17 protein-coding genes are annotated in these 22322 nt (G+C 59.3%); 6 read left to right on the top strand and 11 right to left on the bottom strand.

What is annotated here, in order from left to right:
• Window positions 1–357: 357 nt before the first annotated feature.
• Window positions 358–3027: an alkaline phosphatase D family protein gene (locus tag ACFPTO_RS24300; RefSeq protein WP_377715516.1), complete on the top strand. Its 2670-nt coding sequence runs from the start codon at window positions 358–360 to the stop codon at window positions 3025–3027.
• 240 nt (window positions 3028–3267) lie between these two features.
• On the opposite strand, the gene ACFPTO_RS24295 is transcribed toward ACFPTO_RS24300, so the two are convergent.
• The 4 genes from ACFPTO_RS24295 to ACFPTO_RS24280 form a co-directional block, all read right to left on the bottom strand.
• Window positions 3268–4014: a glutamine amidotransferase gene (locus tag ACFPTO_RS24295; RefSeq protein ID WP_377715514.1), complete on the bottom strand. Its 747-nt coding sequence runs from the start codon at window positions 4012–4014 to the stop codon at window positions 3268–3270.
• A gap of 218 nt (window positions 4015–4232) precedes the next feature.
• The gene (locus ACFPTO_RS24290) at window positions 4233–5849 is read right to left on the bottom strand and encodes an alkaline phosphatase D family protein (RefSeq protein ID WP_377715512.1); all 1617 of its coding nucleotides are present in this window, start codon (window positions 5847–5849) and stop codon (window positions 4233–4235) included.
• A 46-nt stretch (window positions 5850–5895) separates the two neighbouring features.
• Window positions 5896–7041, bottom strand: coding sequence for a glycerophosphodiester phosphodiesterase (locus tag ACFPTO_RS24285; protein WP_377715510.1), 1146 nt, complete (start codon window positions 7039–7041; stop codon window positions 5896–5898).
• 419 nt (window positions 7042–7460) lie between these two features.
• Window positions 7461–8099 (bottom strand): hydrolase, encoded by a 639-nt coding sequence (locus ACFPTO_RS24280; RefSeq protein WP_377715592.1) that lies wholly within the window; start codon window positions 8097–8099, stop codon window positions 7461–7463.
• A 257-nt stretch (window positions 8100–8356) separates the two neighbouring features.
• Here ACFPTO_RS24280 and ACFPTO_RS24275 point away from each other — a divergent pair, with 257 nt between their 5' ends.
• The 3 genes from ACFPTO_RS24275 to ACFPTO_RS24265 all read left to right on the top strand — a co-directional run bounded on the left by ACFPTO_RS24275 (window position 8357) and on the right by ACFPTO_RS24265 (window position 11444).
• Complete coding sequence (locus ACFPTO_RS24275; protein ID WP_377715508.1) at window positions 8357–9250, top strand: LysR substrate-binding domain-containing protein; 894 nt, start codon at window positions 8357–8359, stop codon at window positions 9248–9250.
• Window position 9251: 1 nt separating this feature from the next.
• Window positions 9252–10028, top strand: a complete 777-nt coding sequence (locus tag ACFPTO_RS24270; RefSeq protein ID WP_377715506.1) for a hypothetical protein — start codon at window positions 9252–9254, stop codon at window positions 10026–10028.
• 153 nt (window positions 10029–10181) lie between these two features.
• Window positions 10182–11444: an EAL and HDOD domain-containing protein gene (locus ACFPTO_RS24265; protein ID WP_377715504.1), complete on the top strand. Its 1263-nt coding sequence runs from the start codon at window positions 10182–10184 to the stop codon at window positions 11442–11444.
• 397 nt (window positions 11445–11841) lie between these two features.
• On the opposite strand, the gene ACFPTO_RS24260 is transcribed toward ACFPTO_RS24265, so the two are convergent.
• Window positions 11842–12303, bottom strand: coding sequence for a DUF3592 domain-containing protein (locus tag ACFPTO_RS24260; RefSeq protein WP_377715502.1), 462 nt, complete (start codon window positions 12301–12303; stop codon window positions 11842–11844).
• 1381 nt (window positions 12304–13684) lie between these two features.
• Between ACFPTO_RS24260 and ACFPTO_RS24255 the strand changes: the two genes are divergently transcribed.
• Window positions 13685–13972 carry a hypothetical protein gene (locus ACFPTO_RS24255; protein WP_377715500.1) on the top strand — a complete coding sequence of 96 codons (288 nt, stop codon included), beginning with the start codon at window positions 13685–13687 and terminating at the stop codon, window positions 13970–13972.
• An 84-nt stretch (window positions 13973–14056) separates the two neighbouring features.
• Here the strand turns inward: ACFPTO_RS24255 and ACFPTO_RS24250 are convergent, their stop codons facing one another.
• Window positions 14057–15694, bottom strand: a complete 1638-nt coding sequence (locus ACFPTO_RS24250) for a gamma-glutamyltransferase family protein (RefSeq protein ID WP_377715498.1) — start codon at window positions 15692–15694, stop codon at window positions 14057–14059.
• A gap of 204 nt (window positions 15695–15898) precedes the next feature.
• Between ACFPTO_RS24250 and ACFPTO_RS24245 the strand changes: the two genes are divergently transcribed.
• Window positions 15899–17494, top strand: a complete 1596-nt coding sequence (locus ACFPTO_RS24245; RefSeq protein ID WP_377715496.1) for a phospholipase D family protein — start codon at window positions 15899–15901, stop codon at window positions 17492–17494.
• A gap of 60 nt (window positions 17495–17554) precedes the next feature.
• Here the strand turns inward: ACFPTO_RS24245 and ACFPTO_RS24240 are convergent, their stop codons facing one another.
• From ACFPTO_RS24240 to ACFPTO_RS24220, 5 genes are all read right to left on the bottom strand, one after another.
• Window positions 17555–17953, bottom strand: coding sequence for a hypothetical protein (locus ACFPTO_RS24240; RefSeq protein WP_377715494.1), 399 nt, complete (start codon window positions 17951–17953; stop codon window positions 17555–17557).
• Window positions 17954–18184: 231 nt separating this feature from the next.
• Window positions 18185–18985: an N-formylglutamate deformylase gene (hutG, locus tag ACFPTO_RS24235; protein WP_377715492.1), complete on the bottom strand. Its 801-nt coding sequence runs from the start codon at window positions 18983–18985 to the stop codon at window positions 18185–18187.
• Window positions 18986–19015: 30 nt separating this feature from the next.
• Window positions 19016–20422, bottom strand: coding sequence for a formimidoylglutamate deiminase (locus tag ACFPTO_RS24230; protein ID WP_377715490.1), 1407 nt, complete (start codon window positions 20420–20422; stop codon window positions 19016–19018).
• Between the two features lie 8 nt (window positions 20423–20430).
• The gene (gene hutI / locus ACFPTO_RS24225) at window positions 20431–21654 is read right to left on the bottom strand and encodes an imidazolonepropionase (RefSeq protein ID WP_377715488.1); all 1224 of its coding nucleotides are present in this window, start codon (window positions 21652–21654) and stop codon (window positions 20431–20433) included.
• Window positions 21651–22316, bottom strand: a complete 666-nt coding sequence (locus ACFPTO_RS24220; RefSeq protein WP_377715590.1) for a HutD/Ves family protein — start codon at window positions 22314–22316, stop codon at window positions 21651–21653. The genes hutI and ACFPTO_RS24220 overlap by 4 nt, the downstream gene beginning before the upstream one ends.
• Window positions 22317–22322: the final 6 nt, after the last annotated feature.

Below are 22322 nucleotides of genomic sequence, written 5' to 3'. Positions count from 1 at the left end.
CCCGCTACCCCTTCTGGCGGCGCAACCAGGCACCTGTGCGCTCGACCACCCGCCTATACCGCCCGAGACTCTCCCCTTGCCTTCGACGCCGTTACTGGCGTTACGGGCGTTACGGGCCGTGAAGCCGCGCTGTCTCAGGTCACACCGACAGCGGGCAATCATCCCCGGCTCATGTTCACGCCACCAGCGAAGGCCGGAGGATCGCGCTCCAGGCCATCCCATTATTCACCTTTCATATAGCTTACTTACTCCACGGATAACGTGGATGCACTACCTATAACAAAAAATACGAAACGAGTTGCTAACCCACGAGTTGCTAACCCATTCGCTATTTCAATTTTAGGAGTGCTTCGAATAATGGCTGACCTGAAAAATCGCAGGGATTTCCTCAAGCTTACGGGGTTTTTAACAGTTTCCTGCGTGGGCGTAGTCCTCGCTGGTTGTGGCGAAGGAACCTCGTCGTTACCGGCGCCGCTCCCCGGCAGAACACCCTCGCCGCCCGGTACGTTTAGTTTTCCTGCGGGAATTGCCTCCGGTGATCCAAGGGAGAGCAGCATTGTGCTCTGGACCAAACTCGGGGTGAATGGCGCCGCAATGGGAGAGGATATCCCCATAATCGTGCAGGTCGCTTCAGTGCCGTTTGATTCGAAGAATTTTAGCCGGGAAAATATCCTGGTGTCGGTGCCCGTACAAGCCTATTCGCGTTACGCGCATACCGTACATCATCGAGTGGAAGGTCTGGCACCCGGTACCTATTACTGGTATCGCTTTGTGGTCGACAACGATATATCCGTGCAGGGCCGAACCAAAACGGCTCCCTCGCAAGCTTCGGAAACGCCGGTGAATTTCGCTTATGTCTCATGCCAGGATTGGGCGGCGAACCACTGGGCTGCCTATCAGCTTCTTGCTGAAGAGCGTTACGACAATCTGGATTTTATCGTCCACCTGGGTGACTACATTTATGAAACCGCAGATGATGGAGCATTTCAGAATGGCGGCGTAGAGCCACTGCATGCAAAAAATCCTCTATATGCGGAAAAGTTGTCAGGGGTAACGGAGGGAGGCGTACGTTATGCCAGCTCACTTGAGGACTATCGTTACCTGTACTCCGTTTACCGAAGCGACCCTCGTATTCAGGCTATTCACGCGAAATTCCCGATGATCTCCATATGGGACGATCACGAATTCACAAACGACGCCTGGGGAGATCACGAGACGTATTCTGACAATAATTTTTCACAATTTGATCGCCGACGAGCAGCCAATCAAGCATGGTTTGAATACATGCCCGTCACGCTGGAGGATGTTTCATTCTCTCCCGATCTAACGGGAACGTATGAAAACATCAGAATTTATCGCGAGTTTGCTTTTGGCAAGGTGATGCAACTGGTCATGACAGACGAGCGGCTTTATCGCGCCGACCACGCCATACCAGAAGGTGCAGGCCAGGAAGTGGTGCTGCAGTATTTCTCCCGAATATTGGGCGAGCTAGGTGATCTTGGATCAACGAGAGGTTTGTATGATTTCCTCAAGACAACCACGGTGATGGGTTTCTCGCTCGAAAAACTTCTTAATGGCGCAATTAATAATGGGAAAATATTATTCGTCTCTTTCGATGGGCTGCAAAAAATCAAACCGCTGCTGGTTTCGATGCTTAATCAGTTAGGCGGCTTGAACCTGTCCGCGAAAGACGAGCTCAAAGTAGACAAGATTCTCACCATCCTTGGATCATTGAATGGATCCAAAATATTTGAGCAGCTGATATATCGATTTGGAATGCGCGGCTTTGGGTCTCGCTATGCAGCGTTTGGCGAAGTTCTAAAGAGATTTGTTGCGCGAAATGCCGAGAGTCATTACGCGATGCTGGGCCGCCAGCAGACTGACTGGTGGGCTTCGAGCATGTCAGCCGCCCACGATCGGGGAGCCGTCTGGAAAATATGGGGCAATGAAGTTTGTTTCGTGAAAATGGATCTCGATGTGAATCGCCTTAGCAATAAAGAATTCACATTTAACGTGGGCGCGGATCTCCAGAGCATCAAACCGGCTATTATGGCCGCAGCGAAAATACTTCCAGCCTTTGTCGGGGTGCTGAAGTACCTGTTGACCAGCCCCGAAATACGTAGCTCGCTGTCGAGCGGGGATTACATCGGAGATGGATCGCCCGATACGCCGCCAGGTCAGGATGTCGCCGTATTTGCGGATAGCTGGGATGGCTATCCGGACTCTCGCGACTATCTCACCAATTACCTGCATAAAAACAATATTAATAACGTCATCGCGATTACAGGAGACCTCCATACATTCATTGCAGGTCAGGTTGTTGATCGGGATAGCAATAATCCCGTCATGCTGGATTTTGCTGGCGCGGGCGTAAGCAGCAATTCATTCGGTGGCGTAATAGGTTCTTCATTTGATCTTTCCTCGCTATCAAACAACAGCATGACTGCCGGGGTCCTGCCTCTGCTAAAAGGCCGGGGGAAAGCTGAAGGCGTATTGTTCGAGATGATCGATCAGTTGCTTCAACGCCCGGATAAACCTGGAGATGGCCGGGATATCTTCTCGCGCTTACTGACGCATTTCAGCGATGAAGTCCAATGGGCGGAAGGTGTTGCGAATGGGTTCGTCACGGTTGCGGCAGACACCAGTAAGGCGACCTTTACCTATCATAATCTGAGGGTGGAGCGCGATGAAGCCGGCAATGTGCTAGACCCGGCTACATACATCATCCGCGACGACATGAATAGTGCTTACGAACGCCGAACCTCATTTACCGTGTATGCTTCCGGGGGCGCTGCCGACATTCCCGGCGCCAGTGTTGCGGTATGGCCAAAATTCCCGTCTCGCCTGATCGAATACGAAATTCCCGCGGCCATCCCTGAAAATCAAGAAGCAGTCAAAAGTTCGATGCGTTCTGCGCTGCCTCCGAGTGAGGGGTTGGAAAAATTGCGTGATGGCGTTGCCGAATATATTCGGAACAATCCAGATAACCCCTATGCGAATATCTTTATGCAAGGCATCCGTCTATAGTCCATCGATTGATACACAACGCTGCCCGTCGCTCAACTGCTCGGAGCAAGTCGTTTGAGATCAATGAGACAGGCAGGGGTTTGCAAGCTTTCGGCACTTCGCGTTTGCTTTTGCTATTTGCGTGAACGTCGGGGCTTTGGAAGCCCCCTGCCTGGCGCATTTTTCGAAGATATGTTGCTCGAGGACGAGCACTACCGCTGAATGATCAGAATGATGAGTTAATCCCAACGGATTCAATTCCTATGAAGGCGCGTAGCAAAACGAATCAACGAACCGTCGAAGCAGCCTCGTAGCTTCATGTGTTTCTTCGAGGGCGCGCAGCATCGCTTCGGGATCTTTGCCCTCCCCACGCAAGGCATCGACGCTCCGATTGATACAGGCCGCCGATATCTCCGGCGTGAACTCCGGATGGAATTGCGTCGAGACAGCATTTGGGCCGTAGCGGACAATTTGATGCTCATCGTGGTCGGAATAAGCAAGAACCCGCGCGCCCGGTGGCAACTCGATAATGCTCTGCTCATGAGTGAGATGTGCCGGAAAGGTCGAGGGCCAACCCTCCAGGAGCGCATCGTTTCCAGCATCTGGCAGCAGGCGGATCGTCCTGCATCCCACTTCGCGTCCCAGGGCGTGATAGTCGACACGGCCACCCAGGGCGTGAGCCATGAGCTGGTGCCCGTAGCACACGCCAAAAAGCGGCATCTGGACTTCCATCGCGTCACGAATCCACTGCGCCGTCGCTTCACTCCACGGGTGCAAATCCGTGACCATCGACCACGAACCGGTAATGATCGCGACGCGGCTGGCGTCCGGTGGCGGTAACGCTTCTCCTTCGAAGACCCGTACAACCGTGACCGAATCCCGCGATCGCTTCAGCGCGCGACAGTACCAGTCCGGCAGGTCGCCAAATGGATGGCGAATTACATCGGGCGGCGTGCCGACCTGGACGATGAGTAACGGAGAGAGCGGGGAAAGCGGAGGAAATGCCATGTCTCGGGAAACGAAGGGGAATGAGCGGCACGCCGCGTGCGGACGCGGGAAGCAAAGCGTAAGTCGAGCACGTTATCACGATTTCAACGTCAGGGCGGAAAGCGCCCGTCCTTGACGAGAACAACGAAGCGGAGCAGAAAGGTGCGATATGGGCTAGATAGATCGCATCTGTGCCACGCTGCTGCGGGGGCAAAGAACGCCCCCGCTGAGAGCCCGCATCAGACTGATACAGGATTGATCACTTTCGAATATTGACTCTTGCCGTCGATGTCACGCAAATCGACGGTCAGTGCTTTCGTTTTTGGATCGATGTTGACCTCCCCGAAAAATTGATAGCCAGAGAACGGGGAGAGATTGACCTGGCCGGCTGGAGGAACCTTTTGGAATACGAGCTGAGGGCCAAATGTTGCGTCGAGTTCGTTCGGGCCGAACGTTCCTGCGTTGAGCGGCCCGGCAACGAACTCCCAAAAGGGTGAAAAATCGGTGAATTGTGCCTTGCCCGGATCATAATAATGCGCGGCGCAGTAGTGCACATCGGCAGTCAGCCAGACAACATTCGAGACGGTTTTAATGTCGCGCAACAGGCCTGCCATTTCCAGTTCGCGCCCGAGCGGCACGCCATTGTTGCCGTTCGCAATCGCCTCCCATCGGTCTTGCCCGCTCGCAGTCTTGCCGTCTGGAACGCAAAGACCAATTGGCATATCCGCTGCGACGACTTTCCAGGTGGCCTGCGACGCCAGTAACGCCTTCTTCAGCCATTCGACCTGCGCCTTGCCGAGGAAAGCCGTATCGCCACTTTCGACGGTTTCGAGGTTGGGTCCATTGGGACCGCGATAGGAACGCATGTCCAGGACAAAAACGTCAAGCAACGGGCCATAAGGAATCTTCCGGTAAATGCGCTGCGTGTCCGGAGTCGTTCCCCATCGCATCGGCGAATATTCCAGAAACGCACGTGTGGCCCGCGGAAGGATGGCAAGCAAGCTTCCTTCGCTATACCGCGTATCGGCACTGAGATCTTTCGACGGCGACCAGTTGTTGACGACTTCGTGATCGTCCCATTGCCAGATCTGGGGCACTTCAGCCGAAAATCGCTGAACGTTTGCGTCCATCAGGTTATAGCGATAGCGGCCACGGAACTCGTTCAATGTCTCGGCCACCTTGCTGACTTCGGGCGTGACGATGTTTTTCCAGATGCGGCCGTTTTCAGCCTTGACCTCCGGAGCAATCGGGCCATCGGCATAGATCGTATCGCCGCTGTGAATAAAGAAATCCGGTTGCCGTTGCCGCATGGCCTCGTAAATCTTCATCCCGCCAAAGTCCGGATTGATGCCCCAACCCTGCCCTGCCACATCAGCGCCCCAAACGAATCGAATCGGCGCGTCCCCGTTCTGAATTCTCGCAGTGCGAAACCGGCCGATAACCGGCTCACTGACCGCGCGTGCATTGTCGGGGTCTTCGTATGAGACACGCAGAAAGACCGTTTGCCCCTCAGGCAGATTCGTCAGCGTGATACGCCCTGTATAGTCGCTGGCTTCGGTCACGGTTGGCCCGATAGCCAGACGACTGTTTCTGAAAGCGTCTGTTGTGTCGTACTCCACGCGTAACTTTGCGACACGATCGGTGCGCGCCCAAACGACGGCCTGACCGTTGGTCACGTCGCCGATCTGGATGCCCGATGTGATTTTGGGGCGCGCGCTATCGCCGACTCCAATGGCTGGCGCCGCCGCTTCATTTCCCCCGCAAGCGGACAAACCGAGCGCAGTCGATCCCAGTCCAATGCCTAACGAGCTGGATTGAATCAAAAAGCGGCGGCGGTTGTAAGTGAAATTTGCCATAGTTTGCGTCGACCCGAATCAAAAGGATTGGTAGCTTCAGTGGCGTTCAGCGTATGAACGTATCGACTGCGATGCGGCCGATGGTCGGATCGTCGGTGAAGAATCCATCGATGCCCGCGCGCAGGTACGCCTGGATCTCGCGCACGGAGCCTGCTGTGTTGCGCGCACTCGGCGATCCGCCGTCCTTCAAAGACGCGGGCAGGAAGTAGTTTTCCGGGCGGAACGTATACGGATGCACGACGAGTCCCGCTTCGTGCGCGTAGCGCACGTACTGCGTCGGTTGCTGCAGCGTGCCATCCGCGGCGACAGGAATGATCGACGTCTTGTACGGCCCGACGCCGTTCGCATAGGTCGCGATCTCGCGCATGCCGTCACGCGTCGATAGATCACCGTACGTACGCTTGTCATGCGCCTTCACGAAGTCGTACGGGCGCTGGGTGGCGTCGCCCATTAGTTGCACGAGCATCCAGTTCGGCTGGCTCGACTTGATCCGGTTGCGGATCGCCTTCAGATTTGCAACTTCGAACGACTGGAGATAGACGGTTGCCGTGCGCGATGTGTAGGGATCTTTCAGCAATGCATCCACAAGCCGATCCTCGAGCGGCAAACCAATCGACTGAAAGTAAGTCGGGTGCTTGGTTTCTGGATACAGGTGGATCGTCCGGCCGGTTTGCGCGGACATCTGCTTCGCGAGCGCGACGATCTCGTCGAACGTCGGCACCTCGAACCGGTCGTCGTACGCGGTGTTCTCCGGGCGGAGCTGCGGAATGCGCTCGCGGGCACGCAGCGTCTTCAACTCTGCGAGCGTGAAATCCTCGGTGAACCAGCCCGTCAACTCCATGCCGTCGATCGTTTTGGTGGTCTTGCGGTTCGCGAACTGCCGCAACGCCGACACATTCGTTGTGCCCGAGATCTCGTTCTCATGGCGCGCGACGAGCACACCGTCACGGGTTGCGACAAGATCGGGCTCGATAACATCCGCACCGTCCTCGATCGCCTTGCGGTACGCCGCGAGCGTGTGTTCGGGACGCAATGCGCTCGCGCCGCGATGGCCGATCACCTGAACCTTTGCGGAAATCGGCCGCATGGAATCGGACGTTCGAGTGTCGTCGCCTCCGCACGCAGCGAGCAGGAAAGTGGCGGTACAAGCGAACAGAGCATAGTGCGAGGCGCTCGGGAACTTGAAAAGCATGTAGTGAACCTTCGAACAAGAACGGGGAAAATGGATGGACCCAGAACGGGAAGTTGAATGAAGCCTGTGCACTATTCTCCGGCCGCATTATTACAATACCATTTAGCATTGCTTATATCGTTAAAGTCATTTAATCGATAAAACAATGTCAAATCCCCGCGACGAACCTGCCTCCGCGCCTGAATTCGCAAGGATTCCATTTTTTTGATACTCAGACATGGCAATACGCTGCCCGAGCAAGGGGAAGGGATTTTTTTGCTGCGCTGGGTTCGCTGCCCCACTCCCGGATTCGAGCGCCGAGACGTGGAGCACCGCCGTGGTGAGCACGGCATTCGTGACGCCGCGTACCGCCGCTGGATCTTGAGTGAACGAAAGGATGCGCGCGGACGGGTACGGCAATCGGCCGCGCGAGGCGCACGTCAGTTCTTGTCGTACGAGAACTGGATGCCGGCCGTGCCACCGGTATCGATGAACAGGTTAATAAACGCGGGAACGGTTTCGCTCCGTGCCCAGTCGCGTTGCAGCTCGCAAAACAGCTGGGCGACACTGATCATCTTGCCGCCTGCCTGCTCGATGCGGCGCAATGCGGCCTCGTGTGCTGCGACGGACGTGCCACCGACCGCATCGACGACGACGTATACCTCGTAGCCGGCTTCCAATGCGTCCAGCGCGGGAAACGTCAGGCAGGCTTCCGTCCAGAGTGCGGTCATGATCAATTTCTTGCGGCCGGTTGCCTCGACGGCTTTGCGGAATTCAACGTCTTCCCACGAGTTGATGCTCGTGCGATCGAAGGTCGGATAGTCGCCGAGCACCGCGCGCAGTTGCGGGATGGGCGGCTTGTTCAGGCCGGTATTCACGTTGACCGTCGAATGAATGATCGGCAACTTGTATGCGATTGCTGCCTTCGCGGTCCCCACAATGTTATTGACCAGCAGCTGGCGATCCATCGATGCGATGGAATTCACCTGAACCGGCTGGTAATCGATGACGATGAATACCGCGTTCTGCGGGGTGAGCAGGTGATCGTTCGCGGGGTCGCGAATGGGTTCGCTTGCCATGGTTGTCTCCAGAAACAGTGCGGGAAGTGAATAAAGCGCCCCGATAATCGATTCCGGTGTGTTCGCAACGTCGGGACAAGCGCTGCAGTTTGTGAACTTCAACTGCCGCAAATATTGCGCGGTTGATCGGATCGCATCGACAGGTTGCATCCGACCTGCTCTGGAATCATGTCGTGCGTGAACCAAAATCTTATTCGTGCAACAAACCCGTTTCCAGTCTCGTAAAATGTCATCAGTGTTCTATGAGTGGAACAATCATGGATGACCTGAACGATCTCTACTATTTTGTGAAGGTGGTCGATCACGGGGGCTTCACTCAGGCAGGGCGAGCGCTGGACATACCGAAATCGACGCTGAGTCGGCGCATCGCAGAGCTGGAGGCTAAATACGACGTGCGGCTGTTGCAGCGAACAACACGCCATTTCACCGTCACGGAAACCGGACGCGAGTTTTATGATCGCTGCCTTGGCGTACTGGTAGAAGCCGAGGCAGCGCGTGAAGTTGTAGAGCGCAAGCGCGCCGAGCCGCAGGGCATCGTTCGCCTCAGTTGTCCAACGGCGCTGCTCGAGTATCGCGTCAGCAATCTGGTGGCGCAATTCGTGGCCATTCACCCCAAGGTGCAGGTGCATCTGGAAGCCACGAACCGCCGCGTCGATCTATTGAGCGAGGGTTTTGACCTCGCACTGCGCGTGCGCTTTCCTCCCCTGGAAGACAGTGGCCTTGTCATGCGGAACCTCGGTGACCGCCCGCAGCGACTGGTGGCAGCTCCTCATTTACTGAAAGGCCGCGGTGTGCCGACGGACCCCGGCGATCTGGCCGGTGTTTCAAGCCTCGATTGGGGGCCGGCACGAAACCATATCTGGCAATTGGTGGGGCCAGGAGGTGTAGAAGCACAATTGCGCCATTACCCTCGTTTCATCACCGACGACATGCACGCGCTACGCGATGCCGCCATACATGGCGTCGGCATCGCACAACTTCCCTGTATGGTGGTTGAGGATGACTTGCGCAATGGAACCCTTGTCGACGCGCTGCCGGGCTGGACTCCCAAAGGAGGCGTGATCCACGCAGTGTTTCCGTCCCGGCGAGGTCTTCTGCCGCGTGTGCGCTTGCTGATCGACTTTCTGGCGATCCATATTCAGAAAGACTGAAATGAATCTGCTCGTTTTTAAACTCATCGTCACGCCGCTTTTGTTGCTGATCGCTACGATGGCCGTGCGGCGCTGGGGCGAAGCGATTGGTGGTTTTTTCATTAGTTTGCCGCTCACGTCGGGGCCGATTCTGGTGTTCCTTGCTATAGAGCGCGGACCCGGATTCGCCGCACAGGCGACAGCGGGATCGCTCGTCGCGATGGCCGCGCAAGCGGGCTTCGGTCTGGCGTTTTACCGCCTCGCGGCTTCCGGGTGGCAGGTCGCTCTCACGATCGCCAGCGCCGCCTTTTGCGTCGTGGCCGGCGTGCTCCAATGGGGCGCGCCGTCGCAGACGGGGCTCTTGCTGATCGCCCTTGCGGTGATCGCGTTCGCGCTTCGCTTCATGCCCGAAGTACAGGCGACGGGTGAAAGGCCCGATCCGCCACGGTGGGATTTGCCTGCGCGCATGGTGTTCGTCGCCGGCCTCGTGGTTGGCGTGACGCTGATCGCACCGCATGTCGGACCCGCAGCGAGCGGCGTGCTTGCATCTTTTCCTTTCATGGCGGCCATTCTCACGGTGTTCGCCCATCGCATGAGCGGTCACGGTTCAGCACAACAGGTGGTGCGCGGACTCGTAATGGGACTGCCGGGCATCGCTGTGTTCTTCTATGTGCTGGGACTGACGTTGGCGCAGTGGCCATTGCTTGCCGCCTTCGGCGTCGCAATGGCGTGCACGCTGCTCATTCACGCAATTTCCATTTCCCGCATGCGTTTTCCGGTCGCGGACTCCCTGGAATAGCCGGGAGTCTTCATAAACCAGTCGCAAACGTTTGCCTTTCCGGTGCCCCGAAAAACTGCGACGTATCGTTAGCTTCACGCTCAAAATTCGATATAGTCGGCATTCGTATGCTGAAAGCAGCACGTTGGCGTACGCGGCACTGGAGGAGTCAAAATGCCCGCCCACGATTGCGAATCAACGAACGCGCCGGTTGCCGCCTACATCGGCCGTCAACCGATTGTCGATCGAGCGGGTGCACTCATTGCCTACGAACTGCTTTTCCGGCGCGGCGAGACGAACACCGCTAGCGTAATCGACGATACCGCGGCTACGGGGCAAGTCATCGTCAATGCGATCGGCGAATTCGGCGTCCAGAGGGTTCTCGGCGATCAGCGGGGATTTATCAACGTCGGCAGGGAGTTGTTATCGGACGACGTGCTGGGTTTGCTGGCGCCGGAAAAATTCGTCCTCGAAATCCTCGAGACGATTCCGCGCGACGAAATACTGCACGCTCAATGCAAGCGACTGCGTCGCGCCGGATTCGGCCTGGCGCTCGATGATGTGACTGCCGTCGAGCAAATGCCCGCGAGCATCCTCGAACTCGTAGAGGTGGTCAAGATCGATTATCCGCGCATCGATTCGCGAGACCTGCCGAGGCTCATCGATACAGCACACCGAGCCGGTGCCCAGGTTCTCGCCGAGAAGGTCGAGACGGCGAAGGCATATCGTGAACTCCATGCACTCGGCGTCGACCTGTTCCAGGGTTACTTTTTTGCGCGCCCTGAAATGCTGAGTCAACGAAAGCTCACGTTCGCGGGGCCCGATCTGATGGAACTCGTACACGCGCTGTCGGCCAATGCGCCGCTGGAAATGATCGAGCCGATCATCAAACGAAATCCGCCGTTGTTGATGCAACTGATCAAGCTCGCCAGCAGCGGTCTCTTCAGTGCGGCGAAGCCGGTTTCGACGATCGGCGAAGCCATTCTTCGCATTGGAACGCGTTCACTACTGCGCTGGATCCAACTGCTGCTTTATGCGGGCGTGAGCGACGTCTCGTTGCGATCCAATCCGCTTTTCCAGCTCGTCGCCACGCGGGCGCGATTTCTCGAACTCGCTGCGAATCGGGTGCAAACGCGCGATACGGATCTCTCGGATCGGGCCTACCAGGTGGGGATCTTCTCCCTCATGCACCTCATGCTGGGCATGAGCTCGCAGGATCTCATGGAACAACTCGCGGTCGCCCCCGACGTTCGCGACGCCGTCGTTCTTCGACGTGGAACGCTCGGCAATCTGCTGGAGCTCGCCGAAATGGTCGAGTCGGGCCGGGAAGCCGACTTTGACGCACTGCCAGAATTGGGCGGCACACTTGCAGCGAAAGACGTGTCTGATATCACCGCGCAGGCGGCGGAATGGGTGCTCGCCGATATGGTGGGCTAAAAGCCACGCCTATTAGCTTTTCGACTTGTCCGCAGAAATTTCCGGATCAGTCACAGGCTTTCGGCAAAGCGAGGATTTTGAAGGTATCCAGGATGATCTCGCTTCGTCTCACACTGCCGACTTCGGCAAGCAAGGTCATCAGCGAATCGGCTACTGATCGCGCGTGATCGCTCATCAATGGCAGCATCCGCGAGCAACGACTGTTCGCTTCGTGGCGGCCACGACCCGAAGCGGGGTGCGGGAGTCGGCCAGTTTGAGACGTTCGACAAGGCAGGGTAGATCGTTGAGACTCCTCGAATGTCTCGTCCTCCTACGCCGTGTCACGCTCATCGCCTACCCTGTGAGATGTGCATCCAGTTTCCTTCACTGGTCGGGGGGCTGCTAACTACTAGCAGCTCTATTCAACGAAATGTTGTTCGGCTCTCACAGCCGAACGCAAACACCAGACTGCCAATAGCAAGGAGACAACGCCCCCGGAAACCAGCCAATAAATGCTGGACCATGTTTCGGGCAGTACGTCGCCGACCTGGAGTACAGCTGATTGGGGTTCTTTCGGATCGAACCACACTGAGACGCTGCCAATCGGATAATGCGCAGCTATTTCGGCAGCTCGCGTGTCTGACACGCAGCTATTGGGCCCAAAGGCTATTCGATCTCCTGTGTAGAGATTCCCCGCCACCGGGTATATGTATCGCACGTCAGGCCGAAAGTCGTCATGGCCTCTGCATTTGTCCGTTTGCGAAACGACGACAGTACCGCGAACACTCGGCCAAGTGGCAGCCAGATGTGCCGCAATGATCTGCTCAGCCCAAAATATTGGAGGGATAAAAGCGATACCTCCGATAAAGAGCAGAAACACGGCGACAAGCCTTCTTACGTCTATTCTCCCAGCTGGTGATGTCGGTGTCACAGTTCGGTCGCCCCTGAATATTTCTTGATTGATTGTAGGGCGGACGATTGCTTTCGACCTCTCCCACGAATGTCCGCTAAGAATACATTCGGATGCCCGCTTCGGGTCGATTTATGCCCTTCGCATAGCTCGCTATCCGTTTGACCAACACCGGTCAGTGGCCACGTTAAACGGAGCGGCAGATTGTTGGGTCATTACCGACTATGAACACCATACATCTTGCTAACGGATGCCTACCGCTATTGCAAGAGGGAGACCATGTCCGGAGATTCAGGTGGCTGCTCCAACATAAACATGGATAGGCTCTAAAGAAATGTGCCTTATTGTCGATAACGCATTCGTAGCAATATGAGTTAACAACATTAAGAGGGGGAACAGATGTCGAAGAAATACGCGCTTGGATTGGCTGCCCTGGCTCTCTGCTTCAGTGGATGTGCGCCGATAATGGAAGCAAATCGGCCGAACCCTGTCGATCTAGACAGGTTCGTCGTGGGACAAACCACTCGGATAAATGTTATCGCCCAGGTAGGTAGTCCAACCGCTACCGAGCAAGACCAAGGTAACTCGTGCGACGTGTACAGACTCTATACGCACGGTCCAGGCGGAGCCGGCAAAGGGGCCATCGCAGCGGGGGAAGCTGTAGCCGATGTATTCACCTTGGGACTCGCGGAGATCATTTTCACCCCCACCGAAGCCGCTACCAAGAATGCCAGGCACACCGTCCTGTTCTGCTATGGCTCTGACGGCAAGCTCGCGTCGCTCAGAGAGTCGGACGCCGCGTCGGGAAGCTAGTTTTCATTAGTTCCGCGCTCCCCCGCACCGCAAGCGGGGGCTCCAACTACTCCATTGGCATAACGTTCGATATCACCGTCCGTGCGAAACACCTGCGGCATAGGTACGCGGCGCTCAGCTGTAAGCATGCGGATGCAAGCGAAACGCCACGCTGGAGCAGCCTGCTGACGTTGGGGGCATCAAGCTGAAGGCCCGCCACGGGGCAAAATGCGCCCGCCGTGCAACACCCATTGACGCTTAAATTTCTGCAGTGCGGCCATCACGGCCCACATCACGCAAAAAATCCGAACGACAAAAAGAAAAAGCCCGCCAATTGAGGGCGGGCTGAATCCATGACGTGGAGACATGGAGGAGACGAGAAGAATAATACGGGTTTTCCCTGGAAAATGCAAACACTACGCGGGCGAGGTAACCCGGGATTCATGGCCTCATTCGACGCGGGCGGGAAAGAGCTGTTCTATTGTTAGGAAAGTCGTGACACCCCATTGAATGAATATGGGGCGCAACTGAACTTGCTTGAACTCACCGGAGAGACAACATGAATACGACCCTTCGGCGCATGGTGGTCGCCACGTTTGTGGCGCTGGCGACCTCTGCCGTGCTGGCTCAGGGAATCATGATTGCGCCGCCACCACCACGCGCCGAAGTCGTGCCGCCGGCGCGAATGGGTTATGTCTGGAACCCGGGCCACTGGCGCTGGGTCCGCGGACGCTACGTATGGGTGGGCGGCAACTGGCAGCGCGCGCGCGCCGGCCACAATTGGGTGCCGGGCCGCTGGGTCCGCCGCGGGCGAAGCTGGCAGTGGGCGCCCGGACACTGGGTCTGAATTGCTGCGCCTGAGCGCCCGTGGCCAGGCGGTTTTCGGTCCATCGGCGCCAGCGCCCGCTTAAAAACCCGCTTGAAAACTCACCTAGAAGCCCGCAGCGAGACCGTCGCGCCGTGAGTCGCTCGCCGCGACGTAGCCACGCTCGGGATCGTTGCAATCGAGCTTCCAGATGAACTGGCCCGAGCCGAAATCCATGTAGGGGTCGTCGATACGCTTGATCCGGTGACCGCGCGCCTCGAGCACACGCGCCGTATGCGGATCGAAGGTCGATTCGATGTCGAGCGTGAAGTCGCGGTTAACCTTCCAGCGCGGCGCATCGCATGCAGCCTGCGGCTGCTGGCCATAGTCGAGCATGCGCACCGCCGTCTGCAGATGACCTTGAGGCTGCATATCGCCTCCCATCACGCCAAAACTCATCACCGCTTCCTGGCGGCCCTCCACCTGCTGTGTGAGAAACGCCGGAATAATCGTGTGGAACGGCCGCTTGCCGCCTGCTACTACGTTCGGTGAAGCAGGGTCCATCGAAAAACCGCAGCCGCGATTCTGCAGCGCGATACCCGTACCCGGCACCACCACGCCCGAACCGAAGCCCATGTAATTCGACTGGATAAAGCTGACCATCATGCCGCGCTCGTCCACTGCCGACATGTAGATCGTCCCGCCCGATTTAGGCATGCCAAAGTCGAAACGCGTGGCGCGGTTCCGGTCGATCAGCTTCGCGCGCGACTTTAAATAGGCGTCGTCGAGCATGTGTTCGGGCGTCACATCCATCGAGCGCGGATCGGCGACGTAACGATAGACGTCCGCGAATGCGAGTTTCATCGCTTCGATCTGCAGGTGTTGCGCTTCGACGCCGTCGAGTAGCAACGATGCCATATCGAACTGTTCGAGAATGCCGAGCGCGATAAGTGCCGCGATGCCCTGCCCGTTCGGCGGAATCTCGTGCACCGTATAGCCGCGATAGGGTTTGCCGATCGGTTCGACCCAGTCCGCGCGATAGTTGCGCAGATCGTCGAGCGTCATTGCGCCGCCGCACTCGCGCGAAAACGCTACGATGCGTTCGGCGATCTCGCCTTCGTAATAGGCGCGCGGACCCTGTTCGGCAAGTTGGCGCAGCGTGGCCGCGTGTCCCGCCAGGCATACGCGCTCGCCCACTTCTGGCGCACGGCCGTGCGGCATGAAAGTCCCTGCAAAACCGGGCTGATTATGCAGATCCGGAATCGCAGCCTGCCATTTATGCGCAACGATGCTCGCCACTGCATGACCGCGTTCGGCAATCTCGATGGCGGGCGCCATCAGATCGGCGAACGGCAGCGAACCGAATTTCGCATGCAGCGCTTCCCAGCCCGCAATCACGCCGGGCACCGTCACCGTATCCCAGCCGCGCACGGGCTGTTTTGCCATTCCGTTGTTTTCGCCGTAGCGCGCGCGGAAGTAGTCGACGTTCCAGGCTGCGGGCGCGGTGCCCGACGCATTCAACCCATGCAGACGACTGCCGTCCCACACGAGGGCGAATGCGTCGCCGCCGAGGCCGCACGACACCGGCTCGACCACCGTGATGGCCGCTGCTGCGGCAATCGCGGCGTCGACGGCATTACCGCCCTTCCATAGCATGCGCAGGCCTGCCTGTGCAGCGAGCGGATGCGATGTCGAAACGATGTTGCGGGCGAACACCGGCTGGCGCAGTGTCGGATAAGGGTTTTGCCAATTAAAGCGAGTCATGTGTGAAGTCCAGTCTGCGATAAATGGCGCGGCCGCAACGGGCCGGCTGATGCTCCGATTATGTTGAAGGCGGAGACAAAAAAATATCGGTATTTTGCTGCGGGCTTTTAAATCCCGTTTCGATGCGCGCTCCAGCATTCCGCACCCCACTACGTAACTGCATCCGGCACGCCATACGTCGCGAGGCGGTATAGTGAAGCGTCCATGCTAAAAACCTTATCCCGGTTGCAGGCGGTGTGTGCGCCGCAACAATGGTGCGCCATTGCGCTGGCGCTGCTGTGCGCCGCGGCGCTGGCCGGGTGCCAGTTGCCGCCGCTCGGCAATCGCACGGAATCCACTGCGCTCAGCACGCAGGAAGCGCAAGCTACGCCGCTCGGCCACGCGGTTGCTCCCGAACTGGCCGCCCATCCCGGGCTCTCCGGCATCGACCCGCTGCCCGATCCGCTCGACGCCTTCGCCGCGCGCGTGGATTTGGTGCGGACAGCGCAACGTACGCTCGACGTCCAGTACTACATCTGGCGCAATGACCTCACCGGCACGTTGCTGCTAGAAGCGCTGCGCGAGGCCGCCGATCGCGGCGTGCGCGTGCGGCTGCTGCTCGACGACAACGGCATTCCGTCGTCGCTGGATCCCACGCTCGCCGCGTTAGCCGCGCATCCGAACATCGAAGTGCGGCTCTTCAATCCGTTCGTCGTGCGCAAACTGAAAGTCATCGGTTTTCTTTGGGATTTTTCGCGCCTGAACCGGCGCATGCACAACAAGTCGCTCACCGCCGACGACACGGCAACAATCCTCGGTGGCCGCAACATCGGCGACGAGTATTTCGGCGCAACCGACGGCGTGGTATTCGCCGATCTCGACGTGCTCGCCATCGGCCCCGCGGCAACCGACGTCGCGCACGATTTCGACCGGTACTGGGCAAGTGCGTCTGCGCGGCCCGTCGGCCAGATATTGCCCGCGCCCGCGCCGGACGCTCTCGACACACTCGATCGCGCCGCGCACACCGTGGAGATTTCCCCGGCCGCCGCCGCTTACGTCGCGTCGCTACAGAAAACGACGGACGTGCGCCGCTTGATGGGCGGCACGTTGCCGCTCGAATGGGCAAAGACGCAGCTCGTCAGCGACGACCCCGCAAAAGCAAAGGGCAAAGCCGCACCGGACTCGCTCGTGCTCGCGCAACTGCACGCGATTCTTGGCAATCCGACGCACGAGCTGGACCTTGTTTCGCCCTACTTCGTTCCCGCCGAGGCGGGCACCCGATATTTCACGGATCTCGCGGCGAACGGCGTCAAGGTGCGCGTGCTCACGAATTCGCTCGAAGCGACCGACGTCCTGGCCGTTCACGCGGGCTACGCGCGGCGTCGCGAGGCGCTGCTGGAAGGCGGCGTCGAGTTATTCGAATTACGCCGCGCCGCCGGCGCCGAGACAGGCAAATCCGCTGGCAAGCATCCGGGCGTGTTCGGCAGCTCGGGATCGAGCCTGCATGCCAAAACGTTTGCAGTGGACGAAAACCGCGTCTTCGTCGGCTCGCTGAATTTCGACCCGCGCTCCATCAATCTCAACACCGAACTCGGGCTCGTGATCGAAAGCGCCGAACTCGCGAAACGCATCGAATACGTGTTCTGGACTCAGGTGCCGCAGCTTGCGTACGAGGTGAAACTCGACCACAACGATTCGCTATTCTGGATCAGGCAAACCGGCAACACGACCGTGCGCTACGACACCGAACCCAATACGACGTGGAGCACGCGCCTCGCCGTGTGGTTCTTCTCGATTCTCCCGATTGAATGGTTGCTGTAGCACCCAACCTGGCAGGACGAGTTACGGGTCACGTGCCCGGCAATTCGCCAGCGCAAAGATTTACAGAATGAAGGGGAAAATCGCCACTCTCAGCAACGAAGGTTGTATTTTTTCTATTTCCGTACGCAGGCTGTTTTCATCGTCTGCCCGATACGACGAAGCATTTCCAACATCGGTTGTGGCATTCCGGTTGCGCATCGACTCGTCGTGCTTCCTGGCGATGGCCCTGAGTCGATTCGCCGCGCGCGTGTAGCGCAAACGCTCAAAGGAATCCGCGATGGTGGACAGCTCAACGAGCTGGTCCTGAAGGGGTTTGCTGGGACGGGCAGCCCAACAGGCCTGCTCGCGAAGCGTACGAAATACGCTGTAGCGCGCCACGATCAGGATTGGGTAGAGACTCACCAGCAGGCCGACCAGGATCGGCCAGAACGGGTTGATGATTTCAATAAAGGTGTCCATTCCCGATTTCCCGATTCTGCGAGACAGGACGCAATACTTGCCCGGTCGGACACGCAGCAACGAAGGAAGGTCCGCTGCGCATGATTCGCCGTTTATCAGGCAAGCGAAAGCGTCGATACGCAAATCATGTCATACCCCCTGACATTCCGGCACAACTTTTTGTCAGAGGGAATAACGTAGGGTAAATCGGTCAATGATTCGGCGGTGCGACACTCAGATCCCGCACGCGGCCTATCCGTTCAATGCCTTCACCGCGTCGAGTGCACCGGTCACCATTTCGCGCAGCACGGGTTCGCTTTTCGCGGCGAGCGCGGGCACGTAGTCGAACGGCGCCGATTCGTCCATGTAAATCGACTGGCACATTTCGAGCTGGATGGCGTGCACGCCGTCGTGCGGTGCGCCGAAGTGCCGCGTGATGTAGCCGCCCTTGAAACGGCCATTCGCCACCCACGTGTACGCGCTGGCCGCTGCGGCGCGCTCGGCGCGCGCCTGCACCTCGGCGGCTGCGGTGCGGCCATCCTGCGTGCCGATATTCAGGTCCGGCAGCTTGTTGTCGAACAGTCGCGGCAGCACGCTCGCAATCGAATGGGCTTCCCACAGCAGCACATTCGCGTGCTGCGCGCGCAGGCGTTTCAGTTCGGCGCTCAGTGCGTCGTGATACGGCTGCCAGTACAACGCGACACGGCGCTGGCGCTCAGCCGCATCCGGCACGCAACCATCGCGATAGATCGGCTCGCCGCGAAACGTCTCGGTCGGGCACAGCGAAGTGGTCGTCTGCCCGGGATAAAGGCTTTCGTCGTTTGGCGGCCGGTTCAGGTCGATCACGTAACGCGACACGCGTGCGCCAAGAATCGTCGCGCCCAGTTCTTTCGCGAACGCGTAAAGCCGATCCAGATGCCAGTCGGTGTCCGCTACGCTCAACGCGATATCGGTGTACTGCTCGCGCAATGCATCGGGAATTCGCGTGCCGAGGTGCGGAATCGAGATCAACAGGGGCGCAGTGCCGCGCTCAAGGGTGTAGAAGTCGGTCATGGGTCGTAGAGGTCCAGAATGCACGTGGTCTCATGCGTCGGCAACGAGCCGCGCGAGCGCCTTGCGATAGTCCGCATACAGCCGGTCTTCCGCACGATGGCGGCGTTGTGTCACCACGCGTTCGCCGCCCGTGTAGACGTCGAGGACGGGCGTCTCGCCCTGCTCGCAAAAAATAATCGACGAAAGCCAGGTCTGCGGCGACTGCTCCGCGAGATTCGGATGCGCGGCGTCGAGCACGATCCAGTCCGCACGGGCGCCTTCGACGAGCGCGCCGCCCGTGCGGCCGCTTGCGCGCGCACCGCCTGCGAGCGCCGCGTCGAACAGACGGTCGGCAACATACGCTGCGTGCGGCGAGGCGAGCACGTTGCGCTGGCGGCGCACGAGCCGCTGCCCGTATTCGAGCAGACGCAGTTCCGCGCGCCAGTCGACGCCGATATGGCTATCCGAGCCGACGCCAATCGCGCCCTGCGCGTCGAGATAATCATGCGCAGGGAAAATGCCGTCGCCGAGATTCGCTTCAGTCGTGAGACACAGCCCCGCCACCGCACCGCTTTTCGCGAGTTCGATCGTTTCGTGCGCATCGATATGGGTGGCGTGAACGAGGCACCAGCGCGGGCTCACATCGAAGCGGTCGAGCAGCCATTGCACCGGCCGTACGCCTTCAGTGGCGACGCACGCATCGACTTCGGCCGTTTGCTCGGCGATATGAATGTGCACGGGCGCACCGGGCAACACCGCATCGAGCCCGGCGACAAGCGCGCGCAGCGACACCTGTGAAACCGCGCGCAGCGAATGCGGCGCCACGCCGTAGCGCCGCGCGCCGTGCTCGGGCCGTGCACGGCGCAGTGATTCGATGAGCGCGAGCAGTTGATCCGGCGTGTTGATAAAGCGCCGCTGATCGTCGCGCGGCGGCAAGCCACCGAAACCGCTGTATTGATAGAGCACCGGCAACATCGTCATGCCGATGCCGGTCTCGTCTGCCGCGTCGACCACGCGCTGCGCCAGCTCCGCCGGATTGCCGTAACGCTGGCCATCCGGCGCGTGGTGCACGTAGTGGAATTCGCAAACCGACGTATAGCCAGCCTTCAGCATTTCGACGTAGAGCCAGCTCGCAATCGCACCAAGGTCATCCGGCGTGACGCGCGCCGCAAAGCGGTACATGAGATCGCGCCAGCTCCAGAAGCTGTCTGCCGGTGTCGCGCGATATTCGGTCAAGCCCGCCATTGCACGCTGAAATGCATGCGAATGGAGATTGGGCATACCAGGCATCAACGGACCGGATGCGTGTGCCACGCCTTCGGGCGCATTCGGCAGTTCTGGTTTGACGGCACGCAGCGTGCCCGTTCCATCCCATTCGAGCAGCACGTTGCGGCGCCAGCCGCCTGGCAGATAGGCATGCGCCGCGAAGAGCGCGCGCGTCGTCGGATTCTTTTCCATGGCGTGATTCATGCGGTCAGGCTGCGCTGAAAAACGGTCGCGCCGCCGCGCACCACGCGCTCGCACAACGGGCGGCCAATCCAGTATGCAAGTTCGGCAAGCGATTGCACGCGCCATACGGCGAAGTCGGCGGGACGGCCCGCAGCGAGCGTGCCATGGTGTTCGGCGTCGCCGAACGCGCGGGCCGCGTTCCGGGTCACGCCCAGCAGCACTTCGGGCACGGTCATGCGAAACAACGTGGTCGCCATGTTCATCATGAGCAGCAGCGAAGTAACGGGCGACGTGCCCGGATTGCTGTCCGTCGAAATCGCGATAGGCACTTCATAACGACGTAGCAGATCGAGCGGCGGCAACTGCGTTTCGCGTATGAAATAGTACGCACCGGGCAATAGCACCGCGACGCTGCCCGCAGCTTTCATCGCCGCAACGCCTGCTTCATCGAGAAATTCGAGGTGATCGGAAGACAACGCACCGTAACGCGCAGCAAGCGCCGCGCCGCCGCCGTTCGAAAGCTGCTCGGCGTGCATCTTGACCGGCAGATTGCGCCGCACCGCCACCTCGAATACGCGTTCGCTCTGCGCGAGCGTAAAACCGATGCGCTCGCAAAACACGTCAACCGCATCGACTAGCCCTTCATCCGCGAGCGCGGGAAGCATGCGGTCGCAAACTTCCTCGACGTAGTCGTCGGCGCGGCCCGCGAATTCGGGCGGCAATGCGTGCGCGCCGAGGAATGTGGTGCGAACCGTCACCGGATAGCGCTCGCCCAGTTGCCGCGCGACGCGCAGCATCTTGCGTTCCGCATCGAGTTCGAGCCCGTAGCCCGACTTGATTTCGACCGCCGTTACGCCTTCGGCGATGAGCGGTTCAAGCCGCGCCGCCGACTGTGCGAACAGCGCCTCCTCGCTCGCGGCGCGTGTGGCGCGAACCGTGGACACGATACCGCCGCCCTGGCGCGCAATCTCTTCATAGCTCGCACCCGCGAGCCGTTGCGCGAATTCGTCGGCACGCTGGCCAGCGTAGACAAGGTGCGTATGGCAGTCGACAAGACCGGGCGTCACCCACGCGCCGCGCAGGTCTTCGCGCGGCCAGAGAGCATACTGCGCGGGCAGATTCGGCGCGGCGCCGAGCCATGCGATCCTGCCGCCCTCGACGGCGATAGCCGCGTCGTCGAGCGTGTGCCGCGCGTCGCCCGTCGCGCAGAGTTTGAGGTTATGCCAGACAGTTTGCTTCATGACGTCCTGGCGGCGTTCGGCGACGCCGTATCGAGAGGTTGCTCGTGCGCGTGTGCGCGGATCGGATCGAGCGCGATAGCGAGCAATGCGCCCGCGCCTTGCGTTTCTATGGTCACAGGCTGCATCGCATCGATCCGTAACGTATCGCCCGTGCCGAGCGAATAAACGCGCTCGCCACGGTCTATCCGCACCTCGAATGCGCCCTGCGCACAGTAAAGCAGCACCGTTTGCGCCGTGATGTCACGCGCCATCGGCGCGCGCCACACGTCGAGCGTACCGCGCGCCGCATCGCGGCGCACCATGAGGTTGAAGTCGCGCGTCGGCCCGTCGATAAGCCGCACGTCGATTGCCGTTTCCCCTGCAAAGCGCGCGATATCGAGCGGATGTGCGAGCGTGTACGTCATCGCGGCAGGCCCCGCCTCGTCGAGCCGCATGCCCGCGCCTTCGAGCAGCACCAGCGTGCGGTCCACGCCGTCGAAACGCGAGAACGGCCCAGGCTGCGCGACGTCGGCCACGCTCACGCGCCACGCAAACGCGGCGCACGCAGCATCGTTTGCTACGGATGCTACGGGCGCCACGGCGATCTCGCGCGTGACTCCGCCACCGTTCTTCCACGGCGACGCGACGAGATCCGCGCCGCGCAACAGCGCGACACGCACAATACGCGC

It is taken from the genome of Paraburkholderia denitrificans (genome assembly GCF_042655705.1).
Classification (GTDB): Bacteria; Pseudomonadota; Gammaproteobacteria; order Burkholderiales; family Burkholderiaceae; genus Paraburkholderia; species Paraburkholderia denitrificans.
The sequence above is the reverse complement of the archived record's forward strand: the minus strand, read 5'-3'. Positions and strand labels throughout refer to the sequence as shown.